This window comes from Halorhodospira sp. 9621 (assembly GCF_022228055.1).
Classification (GTDB): domain Bacteria; phylum Pseudomonadota; class Gammaproteobacteria; order Nitrococcales; family Halorhodospiraceae; genus Halorhodospira; species Halorhodospira halophila_A.
Genome location: NZ_JAJNRD010000003.1, coordinates 106,880 through 120,816 on the forward strand (window position 1 = coordinate 106,880; position 13,937 = coordinate 120,816).

At 69.1% G+C, this 13,937-nt stretch carries 16 protein-coding genes; 15 read left to right on the forward strand and 1 reads right to left on the reverse strand.

Going from position 1 to position 13,937, the window contains the following annotated elements:
* The first annotated feature begins 5 nt into the window (after positions 1-5).
* From hisB to LRF89_RS02935, 15 genes are all read left to right on the forward strand, one after another.
* Positions 6-599 carry an imidazoleglycerol-phosphate dehydratase HisB gene (hisB, locus tag LRF89_RS02865; RefSeq protein ID WP_201169986.1) on the forward strand — a complete coding sequence of 198 codons (594 nt, stop codon included), beginning with the start codon at positions 6-8 and terminating at the stop codon, positions 597-599.
* Positions 600-601: 2 nt separating this feature from the next.
* Positions 602-1,252 (forward strand): imidazole glycerol phosphate synthase subunit HisH, encoded by a 651-nt coding sequence (gene hisH / locus LRF89_RS02870; RefSeq protein ID WP_201169984.1) that lies wholly within the window; start codon positions 602-604, stop codon positions 1,250-1,252.
* The gene (gene hisA, locus LRF89_RS02875) at positions 1,249-1,989 is read left to right on the forward strand and encodes a 1-(5-phosphoribosyl)-5-[(5-phosphoribosylamino)methylideneamino]imidazole-4-carboxamide isomerase (protein WP_201241764.1); all 741 of its coding nucleotides are present in this window, start codon (positions 1,249-1,251) and stop codon (positions 1,987-1,989) included. Before hisH ends, hisA begins: the two co-directional genes overlap by 4 nt.
* Positions 1,979-2,743 (forward strand): imidazole glycerol phosphate synthase subunit HisF, encoded by a 765-nt coding sequence (gene hisF, locus LRF89_RS02880; protein WP_201169980.1) that lies wholly within the window; start codon positions 1,979-1,981, stop codon positions 2,741-2,743. Before hisA ends, hisF begins: the two co-directional genes overlap by 11 nt.
* Entirely contained in the window at positions 2,740-3,084 is a 345-nt protein-coding gene (locus LRF89_RS02885; protein ID WP_238636576.1) for a phosphoribosyl-ATP diphosphatase, read from the forward strand. Before hisF ends, LRF89_RS02885 begins: the two co-directional genes overlap by 4 nt.
* A gap of 45 nt (positions 3,085-3,129) precedes the next feature.
* Positions 3,130-3,420 carry a Sec-independent protein translocase subunit TatA gene (gene tatA / locus LRF89_RS02890; protein ID WP_201169976.1) on the forward strand — a complete coding sequence of 97 codons (291 nt, stop codon included), beginning with the start codon at positions 3,130-3,132 and terminating at the stop codon, positions 3,418-3,420.
* 44 nt (positions 3,421-3,464) lie between these two features.
* Complete coding sequence (tatB, locus tag LRF89_RS02895) at positions 3,465-3,818, forward strand: Sec-independent protein translocase protein TatB (protein WP_201241765.1); 354 nt, start codon at positions 3,465-3,467, stop codon at positions 3,816-3,818.
* Positions 3,815-4,609, forward strand: a complete 795-nt coding sequence (tatC, locus tag LRF89_RS02900; RefSeq protein ID WP_201169972.1) for a twin-arginine translocase subunit TatC — start codon at positions 3,815-3,817, stop codon at positions 4,607-4,609. Before tatB ends, tatC begins: the two co-directional genes overlap by 4 nt.
* Before the next feature lie 91 nt (positions 4,610-4,700).
* Positions 4,701-7,538 (forward strand): 2-oxoglutarate dehydrogenase E1 component, encoded by a 2,838-nt coding sequence (locus tag LRF89_RS02905; RefSeq protein ID WP_201169970.1) that lies wholly within the window; start codon positions 4,701-4,703, stop codon positions 7,536-7,538.
* A 51-nt stretch (positions 7,539-7,589) separates the two neighbouring features.
* A complete protein-coding gene (gene odhB, locus LRF89_RS02910) occupies positions 7,590-8,897 on the forward strand; it encodes a 2-oxoglutarate dehydrogenase complex dihydrolipoyllysine-residue succinyltransferase (protein ID WP_238634684.1) in 1,308 nt (435 codons plus the stop codon).
* A gap of 73 nt (positions 8,898-8,970) precedes the next feature.
* The gene (gene lpdA / locus LRF89_RS02915) at positions 8,971-10,392 is read left to right on the forward strand and encodes a dihydrolipoyl dehydrogenase (protein WP_201169965.1); all 1,422 of its coding nucleotides are present in this window, start codon (positions 8,971-8,973) and stop codon (positions 10,390-10,392) included.
* Between the two features lie 131 nt (positions 10,393-10,523).
* Positions 10,524-11,369 carry an META domain-containing protein gene (locus LRF89_RS02920; RefSeq protein ID WP_201169964.1) on the forward strand — a complete coding sequence of 282 codons (846 nt, stop codon included), beginning with the start codon at positions 10,524-10,526 and terminating at the stop codon, positions 11,367-11,369.
* Complete coding sequence (locus LRF89_RS02925; RefSeq protein ID WP_238636577.1) at positions 11,366-12,019, forward strand: class I SAM-dependent methyltransferase; 654 nt, start codon at positions 11,366-11,368, stop codon at positions 12,017-12,019. Before LRF89_RS02920 ends, LRF89_RS02925 begins: the two co-directional genes overlap by 4 nt.
* Positions 12,020-12,096: 77 nt before the next feature.
* Entirely contained in the window at positions 12,097-13,071 is a 975-nt protein-coding gene (locus LRF89_RS02930) for a patatin-like phospholipase family protein (protein WP_238634686.1), read from the forward strand.
* Between the two features lie 8 nt (positions 13,072-13,079).
* Positions 13,080-13,349: a hypothetical protein gene (locus LRF89_RS02935; RefSeq protein ID WP_201169961.1), complete on the forward strand. Its 270-nt coding sequence runs from the start codon at positions 13,080-13,082 to the stop codon at positions 13,347-13,349.
* Positions 13,350-13,352: 3 nt separating this feature from the next.
* Here LRF89_RS02935 and LRF89_RS02940 read toward each other — a convergent pair whose 3' ends face one another.
* Entirely contained in the window at positions 13,353-13,934 is a 582-nt protein-coding gene (locus tag LRF89_RS02940; protein WP_201170306.1) for a methyltransferase domain-containing protein, read from the reverse strand.
* Between the last annotated feature and the right edge of the window lie 3 nt (positions 13,935-13,937).

Below are 13,937 nucleotides of genomic sequence, written 5' to 3' on the forward strand. Positions count from 1 at the left end.
CGGCCATGGCCAAGCGAACGGCAGAAGTCGAGCGCACCACCGGCGAGACCGCCGTGCGGGTGCGGGTGGATCTCGACGGCGAGGGGAGCGCAGAACTCGACTGCGGGGTCCCCTTCTTCGAGCATATGCTCGCCCAGGTGGCCCGTCACGGCGGCTTGGATCTGCACGTCCAGGCCAAGGGGGACACCTGGATCGATGACCACCACACCGTGGAGGACGTGGGCATCGCGCTCGGGCAGGCGCTGGCTCGTGCGTGGGGCGACAAGGCCGGGCTGACCCGCTACGGGTACGCCTATGTGCCCCTGGACGAGGCGCTATCGCGTGCCGTGCTCGACCTCTCCGGCCGGCCTGGGCTCGTCTATGAGGCCGAGTTCCCGCGGGCGCTGATCGGACGCTTTGATACCGAACTCGTCGAGGAGTTCTTCCGGGCCCTGACCAGCCACGCTGCGGTGACCGCACACCTGGACGTGCTGCGCGGACGCAATGCTCACCACATGGTCGAATGCCTTTTTAAGGCCTTCGGGCGCGCGCTGCGCCAGGCCGTCAGCCTGGATGAGCGCGCCGCGGGTCGGATCCCTTCCACCAAGGGGGCCCTCTAGCCATGAGCCGGGTGGCCATCGTTGACTACGGTATGGGCAACCTGCGCTCGGTCTACCGGGCCCTGGCCCACGCCGCCGGTGACGAGTCGGGTCTCGAGGTGACCGCCGACCCCGCCCGGGTCCGGGATGCCGAGCGTGTTGTACTCCCGGGCGTCGGCGCCATCGGCGACTGCATGACCGAACTCGACCGCCTCGGGCTGACCGCTGCCCTAATCGAGGCCGCGCAAAGCCGTCCCTTCCTCGGTATCTGCCTGGGGATGCAGGCGCTGCTGACCCACAGCGAGGAGAGCGGCGGGGTGGACGGCCTGGGTGTGCTGCCCGGACGTGCCGTACGATTCCCAGACGGCGAGCGCGACGGCCGCGGGCGGCCGCTGAAGGTGCCGCACATGGGCTGGAGCCGGGTGCACCGGCCTTGCCGGCACCCGCTGTGGGCCGGCATCGAGGACGGGACTTGGTTCTATTTCGTGCACAGCTACTACGTCGTGGCCGACGATCCGGGCATCATCGTCGGCCAGGCCGAGCACGGGTGCCGTTTCGCCGCCGCCGTGGCGGACGGGCCCTGCTTCGCCGTGCAATTCCATCCGGAGAAGAGCCAGGACGCGGGCCTGCGCCTCTACCGCAACTTCCTCGACTGGGACGGGAGCTGGACGTGATCGTAATCCCCGCCATCGATCTCAAGAACGGCCACTGTGTGCGGCTGCGCCAGGGCCGGATGGACGACGAGACCATCTTCGACGCCGACCCCGTGGCAGTGGCCGGGCGCTGGGTGGCGGCCGGCGCCAGGCGCCTCCACCTGGTCGACCTCGACGGCGCGGTGCAGGGCCGGCCTGCCCACGAGGAGACGATCCACGCGATCGCCCGCGCCTACCCCGATACGCCGCTGCAGATCGGCGGTGGCATCCGCAGCCGGGATACGGCCCTGCGCTACCTGGACGCCGGCGTGGGTTACGTCATTGTCGGCACCCGTGCCGTGCGCGAGCCGGCTTTCGTGGAGGAGCTCTGCCGCGAGATCCCCGGGCGGGTGTGCGTGGGGCTGGATGCGCGGGGCGGGTACGTCGCCACCGATGGCTGGGAACAGACCTCCGAGGTGGCCGCCGTCGACCTCGCTCGCCGGTTCGAGGACGCCGGCGTGGCGGCGTTGATCTTCACGGACATCGGCCGGGACGGGATGATGCAGGGCTGCAACGTTGAGGCCACCCGCGAGCTGGCCCGGGCCGTTTCCATCCCGGTGATCGCATCCGGCGGTGTCAGCAGCCTCGAGGACGTGCGCAGCCTGGCCGCGAGCCCGGAGGGCATCGCCGGGGCCATCGTGGGGCGGGCCATCTACGACGGCGGCCTTGAGCTGGCCGCCGCTATCCGCACGGCGCGGGAGGCCGGCGATGACCGCTAAGCGCATTATCCCTTGCCTGGATGTGGATGGCGGCCGGGTGGTCAAGGGCGTCCGTTTCGTGGACATTCGCGACGCTGGCGACCCCGTGGAGATCGCCCGGCGCTACGACGCCATGGGGGCTGACGAGCTGACCTTCCTGGATATCACCGCCAGCCACGAGGAGCGCGATACCATCTACGATGTGGTGGAGGCGGTGGCCGGGCAGGTCTTCATCCCGTTGACCGTCGGTGGCGGCGTGCGCACCGTGGCCGACGTGCGCCGCCTGCTCAATGCCGGCGCCGACAAGGTGGCTATCAACACCGCGGCGGTTCACCGCCCGGAGTTCGTCCGCGAGGCCGCCGAACGCTTCGGCTCGCAGTGCATCGTGGTGGCGGTGGACGCCAAGCAGGTTGAGGAGGATCCGCCGCGCTGGGAGGTCTTCACCCACGGCGGGCGCAATCCCACCGGGCTCGAGGTCATCAGCTGGTGCCAGCGCCTGGTGGCGCTGGGAGCCGGCGAGATCCTGCTGACCAGCATGGACCGAGACGGCACAAGGGCCGGTTTCGATCTCGGCCTGACCCGCGCCGTCGCCGATGCGGTGACCGTGCCGGTGATCGCCTCCGGCGGCGTGGGGGATCTGGAACACCTGGCCGATGGGGTCGACGAGGGGGGAGCCGATGCCGTTCTGGCGGCGAGCATTTTCCACTTCGGCGACCACACCGTCGGCGAGGCCAAGGCGTACATGGCGGAACGCGGTATCGAGGTCCGACAATGAGCGAAGCCGGAACCGGGCGGTCGGCGGCCGACACCCTGCGCGAGCTGGCCGAGACCATCGAGCGGCGCCGCGGTGCATCGCCGGATGCCTCCTATGTGGCGCGGCTTCACCACAAAGGCTTTGACGCCATCCTCAAGAAGGTTGGCGAGGAGGCGACCGAGACGGTGATCGCCGCCAAGGGCGGCGAGCGGGAACAGATCGTTTATGAGACCGCCGATCTGTGGTTCCATACTCTCGTCATGCTCTCCGCCAGTGGGGTGTCGGTGGATGAGGTGCTGGCGGAGCTGGAGCGACGGGTGGGCCGTTCGGGCCTGGACGAGAAAGCGGCCCGCGGCGAGTGAGCAACGCATAACGGAAGGCGCCGCACGGCGTCGGAGGGTGAGGAGATGGGATTCAATATCTGGTCGCTGCTGATCATTCTGCTGATCGTGGCGCTGCTGTTCGGCACCAAGAAGCTGCGCAATATCGGCGGGGACCTTGGTGGTGCCATCCGCGGCTTCAAGGAGTCGATGCGGGAGGGCGAAGAGGAAGAGGCGCAGAAGCGCGCCGATGGGGAGTCGTCGGAGGAGCCCGAGCCGCTGGAGCACCAGGGCGACCCCGCCTCCGAGCAGGGCCACGCCCGGGAGAGCAGTGCCACCCGCCAGAGTGCCGAGCAGCACGACCGTAGCGCCTCCTGAGAGGCGCCGGCGCGCCTCCGGTACGGCCCTGACGCAGGATCGCCATGTTCGACCTCGGCTTCTGGGAAGTTCTGATCATCTGCCTGATCGGCTTGCTGGTGCTCGGCCCCGAGCGCATGGCTCGTACCGTGCGCGTGCTCGGCCGATGGGCCGGGAAGGCGCGCTCTTCGTTCAACGCGACGCGCCGCGAGGTCGAGCGCGAGCTGCGGGTCGAGGAGATTCGCAAGGCGGGCGAGTCGGTTCGGCGCGATGTCGAGCAGACCCGCCGCGCCTTCACGGGGGCTGAGGAGGACGTCGAGCGGGAGACCCGGGAGGCCCGGCGCGCCGCCCGGCTCCGCAGGGCCGAGGAATCCGAGGGCGGTAAGCCGCGCGGCGCCGACAAGGAGCAGGACCAGTGAGTGCCGGCGAGCCCGACGAGAAAGAGGGGGGTGACGAGAAGCTTCAGGAGGCACCGCTGCTTAGCCACCTGAAGGAGTTCCGCGACCGCCTGCTGCGCATCGTCGTGGTGGTCCTGGGGGCGTTCCTGCTCCTCTACCCCTTCCGGGACACACTCTACCGCTGGATCTCCGGGCCGCTTCAGGAAGTCCTGCCCGAGGGCACCTCGATGATTGCTATCAAGGTGGCCTCGCCGTTTCTGATTCCCATGAAGCTGGCCCTGGTGGCGGCCATCTTCATCACCATCCCCTACATCCTCTACCAGCTCTGGGCCTTCGTGGCGCCGGGGCTGTACCGCCACGAGCGGCGGATGATCTGGCCGTTGCTGATCTCCAGCACCGGGCTGTTCTATCTCGGGGCGGCCTTCGCCTACTTCGTGGTCTTCCCGATCGCCTTCCGCTTCTTTGCACTGGTCTCCCCGGAAGGCGTGCAGATGATGACGGATATCGGCGAATACCTGTCGTTCGTGCTGACCCTGTTCTTCGCCTTCGGTGCGGCCTTTCAGGTGCCGATCGCGACCATCCTTCTGGTGCGCAGTGGCATCTCCACCCGGGAGAGCCTCGCGGCCAAGCGCCCCTACGTGATTGTCGGTGCCTTCGTGGTGGGTATGATGCTCACCCCGCCCGATGTGCTCTCGCAGGTGCTGCTGGCCGTGCCGGTGTGGTTGCTCTACGAGATCGGCATCCTGCTCGCCGGACGGACGCAGCCCGCCGAGGCCGCCTCACCGGACGGCGGCGGAGGCGATCACGGTTAGCGGTGGCGCCCGGGGTGCGCTGGCCCGCCGGGGCCGCCGCGCCCCGGGCGCACGGGTTCTCTCCGTTCGCTCCGAGCCTTAGAGTGGTGGCATGACTGATCGCGGCCTTTTCGAACACCTTCGCAACACCTCCTACCTGCACGGGGCCAATGCGGCCTTCATCGAGGACCTGTACGAGACGTACCTGGCCGATCCGAGCCGCGTGGACCCGGAGTGGCGCGCCTACTTCCACAGCCTGACCCGGGAGTCCGGCACCGGTGAGGACATCCCGCACAGCCCCATCCGGGCCCGCTTTGAGCAGCACGCGCGGGACAATGGCGGCACTCCGGCGCGGGCCTCCGGCGCTGTCCAGGGCGGGCTGAGCGCCGAGGCGGCCGAGAAGCAGGCGGCGGTGCTGCGGCTGATCAACTCCTACCGTTTTCGGGGTCACCAGGCGGCGGATATCGACCCCCTGGACCTGCGCCCGAAACCGCCGGTGCCGGATCTCGATCCGGCCTTCCACGGCCTGTCGCCGGCGGAGCTGGACCAAACGTTCAACACCGGGTCCCTCTACGCGCCGACGCAGATGACGCTGCGCGAGATCATCGCTCAGCTCGAGGAGGTCTATTGCGGGTCCGTCGGTTCGGAGTACATGCACATCACGGATACGGTGCAGAAGCGCTGGATCCAGGAGCGGCTCGAAGGGACCGGTTGCCGTCCGCGGCTGAGCGCCGCGCGCAAGAAAGAGATCCTCGAGCGCCTGACTGCGGCCGAGGGTATCGAGAAGTACCTGCATTCCAAGTACGTGGGCCAGAAGCGGTTCTCCCTGGAGGGTGGGGACTCGCTGATCCCCCTGCTCCACGACCTGATCCAGGGCGCCGGACGCGAGGGCGTCAAGGAGATGGTGCTGGGCATGGCCCACCGGGGCCGGCTCAACGTGCTGATTAACATCATGGGCAAGGACCCGGGCGACCTGTTCGCCGAGTTTGAGGGCCATCAACCCGACGGGCTGCAGGGCTCCGGCGACGTCAAGTACCACATGGGCTTCTCGTCGGACATCCAGACCCCGGGCGGTCCCATGCACGTGGCTCTGGCCTTTAATCCGTCGCACCTGGAGATCGTCAACCCGGTGGTCGAGGGCTCCTGCCGCGGGCGCATGCGCCGGCGTCGCGATCCCCAGGGCGAGCAGGTCCTGCCCCTGCTCATCCACGGTGACGCCGCCTTCGCCGGGCAGGGCGTGGTCATGGAGACCTTCCAGCTCTCCCAGGCCCGCGGTTTCTATACCGGGGGTACGGTGCACGTGGTGGTCAACAACCAGATCGGGTTCACCACCTCGCACCCGCAAGACACGCGCTCGAGCCACTACTGCACCGAAGTGGCGAAGATCGTTCAGGCGCCGATCTTCCACGTCAACGGCGATGACCCCGAGGCGGTAGCCTTCACCACGGCCCTGGCCCTGGATTACCGCAACACCTTCCACCGCGATGTGGTCATCGATCTGATCTGCTACCGCCGCCACGGCCACAACGAGGCCGACGAGCCGGCGGCCACGCAGCCGATGATGTACCAGAAGATCCGCAACCAGCCGACGGTACGCCAGCGTTACGCCGAGCGGTTGGTGCAGGAAGGCATCCTCGGGCCGCGGGAGTCCGAGGAGATGGTCGCCGCCTACCGCGAGGCCCTTGAAAACCGGGAGGTGGTGGCGTCGAACATCCTCACCGGCGTGCGCAACGACTACGCCGCGAACTGGACCCGGTTCGTCGGCGGCGAGTGGAATGAGCCGGTGGAGACCGCCGTGGACAAGGAGCGCCTGCGCGGGCTGCAGCAGATTCTCGACGCCCTGCCCGACGGCTTCGAACTCAATCCGCGGGTGGCCTCCATCATGGAGAGCCGGCGCAAAATGGTCGCCGGTGCGCTGCCGCTGGACTGGGGCTTTGCCGAGACCATGGCCTACGCCACGCTGCTGCAGGACGGCTACCGCGTGCGTCTGACCGGCCAGGACTCCGGCCGGGGGACCTTCTTCCACCGCCACGCCGTGCTGCACAACGCCCGTGACGGCTCCAACTTCGTGCCGCTGCAGGACGTGACCACCGAGCCGCAGGACTTCGTAGTCATCGACTCGCTCCTCTCCGAGGAGGCCGTGGTCGGTTTCGAGTACGGCTACGCCACCACTGAGCCGGACACCCTGACCATCTGGGAGGCGCAGTTCGGTGACTTCGCCAACGGCGCGCAGGTGGTCATCGACCAGTTCATCGCCGCGGCCGAGGCCAAGTGGGGGCGGCTGTCGGGGTTGACCATGTTCCTGCCCCACGGCTACGAGGGGCAGGGGCCGGAGCACTCGTCGGCCCGCCTGGAGCGCTACTTGCAGCTGTGTGCCGAGAACAACATGCAGGTCTGCGTGCCCTCGACGCCGGCGCAGTTCTTCCACATGCTGCGCCGGCAGATGCTGCGCCGCTACCGCAAGCCACTGGTGGTGCTGACGCCGAAAAGCCTGCTTCGGCACAAGCTCTCCACCTCCGGGCTTGACGACCTGACCGGCGGCCACTTCCACAACATCATCGATGAGGTGGACGGGCTCGATCCCGCTGCCTGCCGCCGGGTGGTGCTGTGCGCCGGCAAGGTCTACTACGACCTGCTCGAGGCCCGCCGGCGGGAGGCCCGCAATGACATCGCCATCATCCGGGTCGAGCAGCTCTACCCGTTCCCGGAGAAGGCGCTGCGCCGGCTGCTGACCGAGCGCTACGCGGCCGCCACCGAGGTGGTCTGGTGCCAGGAGGAGCCGAAGAACCAGGGCGCCTGGTACTCCACCAACCACCACCTCTACAACTGCATGGGGCCGGATCAGCGGCTGCGCTACGCCGGGCGCTCGGCGGCGGCATCGCCGGCGGTCGGCTACCCCAAGCGCCACCACGAGCAGCAGCGGGCGCTGGTCGAGGATGCCCTTGGCTAGGCGGCACGCGGCGATCGAGCCCGGACGAGAACACCAGAGAAGGGGACCTGCATGAGCGTCGAGATCAAGGTGCCAGCGCTGCCCGAGTCCGTCAGCGAGGCGACGGTGGTGGCCTGGCATAAGCAGCCCGGCGAGGCGGTGAGCCAGGACGAGAACCTGGTCGATCTGGAGACGGATAAGGTGGTGCTGGAGGTCCCGGCGCCCGCCGACGGTGTGCTGCAGGGGATCGACCGTGCGGTGGGCGATACGGTCACCCCGGACGATATCCTCGGGCACGTCGAGGCGGGTGCCGCAGCCGCCACCGATGACCCCCCGGCCGCCGAGACCGCAGCGGCGGCCGCGGCCGGCGGACAGGCGTCGGACGACGCCGAGCCGGCCCCCCAGGGCGGGGAGGACACGGCCCCCGAGGCGCCCGTCGCGGCCGCGGACGCGGAGGCGGCACCGGCGGCGAGCCTGGACGGGCTCAGCCCGGCGGTGCGCCGTCTGGTCCGCGAGCACGGCCTGGATCCTGCCCGGATCGAGTCCTCCAGTGGCGACGGTCGCCTGACCAAGGAAGACGTGCTCCGCCATCTGGAGCGTCGGGCCGAGGCCGAGGCAGCGCCCACCGCGGTTACAGCACCGCAGAGCGCCCCCGCCGCCGAGGCCGCCCCGCTGGGCGACCGACCCGAGCAGCGGGTGCCCATGACCCGGCTGCGCCAGCGCATCGCCGAGCGTTTGGTCGAGGCGCAGCAGACCGCGGCCATGCTCACCACCTTCAACGAGGTGGACATGCAGCCGGTGATGGATCTGCGCGCCCGTTACCGCGAGCGTTTCGAAAAGGCCCACGACGTGCGCTTAGGCTTCATGTCGTTCTTCGTCAAGGCGGCGGTCGAGGCCCTCAAGCGCTATCCGGCGGTCAACGCCTCGATCGACGGCAATGACATCATCTACCACGGCTATTACGACATCGGCATCGCCGTCTCCTCGCCGCGGGGGCTGGTGGTGCCGGTGCTGCGCGACGCCGACCGCCTCTCCTTCGCCGAGATCGAGTCACAGATCAACGAGCTCGGCAAGCGTGCCCAGCAGGGCAAGCTGAGCATGGACGAGCTTACCGGCGGGACCTTCACCATCACCAACGGCGGGATCTTCGGGTCGCTGCTCTCCACGCCCATCCTCAACCCGCCTCAGAGCGGCATCCTGGGGATGCACAAGATCCAGGAACGACCGGTGGTCGAGGACGGTGAGATCGTGGTCCGGCCGATGATGTACCTGGCCCACACCTACGACCACCGCATCATCGACGGCCGCGAGGCGGTGCAGTTCCTGGTGGCCGTCAAGGACTGCATCGAGGATCCCGCCCGGCTGCTGCTCGAAATCTAGCGGCGCGGGCCCAGGATCCGCCCGGGGCCGGAGGCCCTCGAGCGCACATACAACCACAGAACAGGGTCGCAACATGTCCAATCACTACGATGTCATCGTTATCGGTGCCGGCCCCGCCGGATACAGCGCTGCCATTCGCTGCGCCCAGCTGGGCATGCGCACTGCCGTGGTCGACGCCTTCGTCTTCAAGGATGGCGAGCCCGCCCTCGGCGGCACTTGCCTGAACGTCGGCTGCATCCCCTCCAAGGCGCTGCTCGACAGCTCGGAGCAGTATCACAAGGTCACCGAGCAGCTCAGCGCCCACGGCATCACCGCCCAGGGGGTGGAGCTGGATGTGGAGAAGATGATCGCCCGCAAGGACAAGGTGGTGAAGGATCTCACCGGGGGCATCCGTCAGCTGTTCAAGGCCAACAAGATCGAGTGGATCCACGGTCACGGCCAGTTGGTCGAGGCGAAGACCGTGGAGGTCCGCCGCTCGGATGGCACCAGTGAGCGCTACAGCGCCGACTCCGTCGTACTGGCCACCGGCTCGCGCAGCGTCGAGATCGGCGCCGCAGCGCTGGATCACGAGCGCATCGTCAACTCCGACGGGGCGCTGGACTTCACCGAGGTGCCGCAGCGGCTCGGCATCATCGGCGCCGGGGTCATCGGCCTCGAGATGGGCTCGGTATGGAGCCGCCTCGGCTCGGAGGTGGTGCTGCTCGAGGCGCAGGACGAATTCCTCGGGCCGGTGGACCGCCAGGTGGCGCGCACGGCCCAGAAGGAGTTCAAGAAGCAGGGGCTGGATATCCGCCTGGGTTGCCGGGTCACCGGCACCCGGGTCGACGGTGGGGTCACGGTCTCCTACGAGGACAAGAACGGTGGGCAGGAGCTGGAGGTCGACCGCCTCATCGTCTGCGTCGGCCGGCGACCCAACACCGATGACCTCTGCTCGAAAGAGGTCGATCTGCTCCTCGACGAGCGTGGCTTCATCAATGTCGACGAGGACTGCAAGACCAACCTGCCCGACGTCTACGCCGTCGGCGACGTCGTGCGCGGGCCGATGCTCGCCCACAAGGGCCAAGAAGAGGGCATCCTGGTGGCGGAACGGATCGCCGGCAAGGGCGGGCACCTCAACTACGAGACCATCCCGTGGGTGATCTACACCGACCCCGAGATCGCCTGGGTGGGTCGGACCGAGGAGCAGCTGAAGAAGGCCGGCATCCCCTACAACACCGGGGTTTTCGGCTTTGCTGCCAACGGGCGGGCCCGTGCCATGGACCAGACCGCTGGGATGGTCAAGCTCATCGCCCACGCCGAGACCGACCGGTTGCTCGGGGCCCACATCATCGGTCCGCAGGCCTCCGAACTCATCGCCGAGGCGGTGGTGACCATGGAGTTCGCCGGCTCCGCCGAGGACATCGCGCGCACCATCCACGCCCACCCGACGCTCTCCGAGTCCGTCCACGAAGCGGCCCTGGCCGTGGGTAAGCGGGCCATCCATAAGGCCAACTGAGCCGGTACGCGCCGTGCGCCGCCCCCGCACGGGGCGGCGCCCCCGCACGGGGCGGCGCCGCCGCGAGCGGTCCGGATTCCGTTGCACCGAGGCAGTGCCGCTGGAGCACCGCTTTCGGGTATTCTGGACCCATGACCACCATCCGTACCGTCGCGACCACTCTTCCGATCCTTCTCCTGCTGGCCGCGTGCGCTACTCCCGAGCGGGCGCAGGACCGCGAGCCGGCCGGGGTCCGTGAGGATCCCCCCGCCCCCTTGGCCGAGGCCGAGCCCGAGCCCATCGAGGCCCCCGAGACTGTCCCGGAGCCGGCACCGGGGCTGGGTACCGCCGATGAACCGTTCATTGCCCGCGGGCAGGAGCCGGGGTGGATGCTGCGCATGGACGGCGAGCGCATGCGGCTGCTGGCCGATTACGGCCGCCTCGAGGTGGCCGCCGCGCAGCCGGACCCGGAGGTAACGGACACGGCCCTGCGCTATACGGCGGAGACCGATAACGGCCGCGCGCTGGAGGTTGTCGTCGAGCAGGCGCTGTGCGCCGATGTGGCCACCGGCATGCCGCACCCGTACCGCGTCGACTACACCCTGGACGGTACGCAGCATCGCGGTTGCGGCGGCGATCCCCGGGCGTTGCTGACCGGGGGTGAGTGGCAGATCGTGGCCGTCGACGGCGAGATCCCCGAGGCGATCATCACGCTCGATCTCGATGCCGAGGGGCGGGTTCACGGGCAGGCGCCGTGTAATCGCTACGCCGGCGCCTACCGGCTGACCGGCGAGCGGATCGTGTTCAGCGGCCTGGCCGCCACGCGCATGGCCTGCCGCGACGCGGGCCTGGCGGAAGCCGAGCAGGCGTTCCTGGATGTGCTCGCCGGGGTGTACTTCCTCTATATGCCCGAAGTCGACCGTCTGCGCCTGCTGACCGCGGATGGCAGGCGCCTGGAGGCGGTCCGCGCGGAGGAGGCCGGCGGGGTGGCGCCGTGAGCGTTCGCCCCTGCCCCCTGTGCGGCAGCTCGGCGGTGCTGTTCCATCGGGCCGAGCGCACGTATTACCGATGCCCGAGCTGCGCCCTGGTCCACGTACCGCCCCAGCAGCACCTGTCGGCGGCGGACGAGAAGGCTGTCTACGACCAGCACCGGAATGCGGTGAGCGACCCGGGCTACCGGCGCTTCCTGGCCCGGATCGCCGATCCGCTGATGGCCGCGGTGGTGCCGCCGGCGCGCGTGCTGGATTTCGGTTGCGGCCACGGCCCCGCGCTGGCGGCGATGTTCCGTGAGGCAGGCTATCAGGCCGAGGTCTACGATCCCTTCTACTTCCCCGATCCGTCGCCGTTGCGCGATCGCTACGAGGTGGTTACCGCCACCGAGGTGGTCGAGCACCTGGCCGAGCCGGCGGCCGAGCTCGACGGGCTCTGGGGGTGCGTGCGACCCGGGGGTTGGCTGGGTATCATGACCAAGCGCCAGCCGTCCGCCGAGGCGTTCGGTGCCTGGCACTACCTGCGCGACCCGACCCACATCGCCTTCTTCGCCGAGGCGACCTTCTGCTGGTTCGCCCGACGCTGGGGCGCGGAGCTGCACCTACCGCGGGACGATGTCGCCCTGTTGCGCCGCCCGGTCGCCGGCGGCGCGGGCTGAGGACAGTCGGGGCCATGCCTGCTATGTTCACCCGAGACCGCTGCACCTTCAGCGGCAGCCTGAAGCGAGGATTCGCAGTGCCACACGACCTCCCCGACCGCCCACGACGCCACACCCTGAAGATGATGATCAGCGCATCCCTGATGCCCTTGGTGGGCATGTCGGCCACCCCGGTTGCCGGCGCCCGGGGCGGCGAGGTGGACCGGGACGGGAGGCCGCGTATCGGCCTGGCGCTCGGCAGCGGCGGGGCCCGCGGCCTCTCCCACCTGCTGGTCTTCGAGGCGCTCGAGGAGCTCGGGGTGCGTCCGCACCGGATCAGTGGCTGCAGCATCGGCGCCATCATGGGCGCGCTCTATGCCGCCGGGCTTAGCGCCGAGGAGATCCGAGCCGGAATCGATGAGCTCGTCGCCGATCAGGACGAGAACTGGCTGCAGACGCTGATGGGCGGCAAATGGCGGCAGTGGCTCGACTTCGTGCAGCCGTCGGATCGCGACGGCGGGCTTGTGGAGTCCGACGCCTTTATCGCCCACCTGCGCAAGGAGACGGGCGTGTCGCGCTTTGGCGAGCTGGAGATTCCGCTGCAGATTGTGGCCACCGACTACTGGAAGCGCGAGGCGGTGGTCTTCGATTCGGGTGCGTTGTGGCCGGCGGTCCAGGCGAGCATGGCCATGCCGGGGCTGTTCAGCCCGGTCTCCTATCAGGATCGGGTGCTGGTCGACGGCGGCCTGACCAATCCGGTGCCGTTCGACCTGCTCGCTGAGGATTGCGACGTGGTGGTGGCGGTCAATGTGCTCGGCACCCGTGAGGAGGGCAAGGACGAGGCACTGCGCAACCCGGCGTACCTGGACAACATCTTCAACACGTTCCAGGTCATGCAGTACTCCATCCTGCAGGAGAAGCGGCGGCGGGAGGAGCCCGATATCCTGATCAGCCCGGCGATCCGCGATATCCGCGTGCTCGACTTTCACAGGGTGGATACGATCCTTGAGCAGGCCCGCCCTGAGGTGGACATCCTCCGGGACGAGCTGCGTGAACGGCTGGCCGAGTGGTGAGCGGGATGATGGCGGAATGGTTTGCCAGCGGCCGCGTCATCGACGCCATCCTGGTGCTGATGCTCCTCGAGGGGGCCCTGCTTTACGCGCTCTACCGGCGCACCGGTCATGGCCTGGCGCCGGCAACCATCGTGACCACCCTGGCGGCCGGCGGCTTCCTGCTGCTGGCGCTGCGCGCCGCGCTGACCGGTGCCCCGTGGTACTGGGTCTCGGGGTGGTTGCTGGCTGGCCTGGCGGCCCACCTGGCGGATCTGTGGCAGCGTCTGGGCCGGTCCTGACTGTTACGCTTTGTAGGCGGCGAAGCAGCGCATGACCCCGCGCGCCCGTCGCGAGGTGCCGTCGATGCGGAACCCCGCCGCGCGCACGGCTGCCTCGGTATCCCGGTTGAGGTGGCAGCCGCCGCTGACGGCGGTCCACACCGGCTGGATGCGGTCCTGCACCCGGCCCGCCAGCCCCGGTGAGCGCACGTGCTCGAGCATTCGCAGCACCCCGTGATCGTCGAGGACCCGGCGGATCTCCCGCAGCCCCGCCGCGGTATCGCCGACGCTGCAGAAACTCAGGCTGGTGGTGACCGTGTCGAAGCTGCCGTCGGCGAAGGGCAGTGCCTCCGCGCGGCCAACGTACAGCGGGACCTGCGGCGCCCGGCGCCGGGCGCGGCGCAACGCGGCGGCGTCCGGATCCACTGCCCACACCGCGGTCTCGGCGGGATAGAGCGGTAGGGTCCGTCCCGTCCCGCAGCCTACCTCCAGGACACGGCCGCGGACCCCGTCGACGAGCGCCTCGCGCCAGCGGTGCATGCCTAAGCGTTCGCAGACGGCCATACCGGCGTCGTAGAGCCACGGGATGTGCTCGACGCCACGCACCGG

Coding starts and splice junctions, on each gene's coding strand:
- tatA (WP_201169976.1), top strand. CDS start 3,130: ATGGGATTCAATATCTGGTCGCTGCTGATCATTCTGCTGATCGTGGCG.
- lpdA (WP_201169965.1), top strand. CDS start 8,971: ATGTCCAATCACTACGATGTCATCGTTATCGGTGCCGGCCCCGCCGGA.
- tatB (WP_201241765.1), top strand. CDS start 3,465: ATGTTCGACCTCGGCTTCTGGGAAGTTCTGATCATCTGCCTGATCGGC.
- LRF89_RS02905 (WP_201169970.1), top strand. CDS start 4,701: ATGACTGATCGCGGCCTTTTCGAACACCTTCGCAACACCTCCTACCTG.
- hisB (WP_201169986.1), top strand. CDS start 6: ATGGCCAAGCGAACGGCAGAAGTCGAGCGCACCACCGGCGAGACCGCC.
- LRF89_RS02920 (WP_201169964.1), top strand. CDS start 10,524: ATGACCACCATCCGTACCGTCGCGACCACTCTTCCGATCCTTCTCCTG.
- hisF (WP_201169980.1), top strand. CDS start 1,979: ATGACCGCTAAGCGCATTATCCCTTGCCTGGATGTGGATGGCGGCCGG.
- LRF89_RS02935 (WP_201169961.1), top strand. CDS start 13,080: ATGGCGGAATGGTTTGCCAGCGGCCGCGTCATCGACGCCATCCTGGTG.
- odhB (WP_238634684.1), top strand. CDS start 7,590: ATGAGCGTCGAGATCAAGGTGCCAGCGCTGCCCGAGTCCGTCAGCGAG.
- hisH (WP_201169984.1), top strand. CDS start 602: ATGAGCCGGGTGGCCATCGTTGACTACGGTATGGGCAACCTGCGCTCG.
- LRF89_RS02885 (WP_238636576.1), top strand. CDS start 2,740: ATGAGCGAAGCCGGAACCGGGCGGTCGGCGGCCGACACCCTGCGCGAG.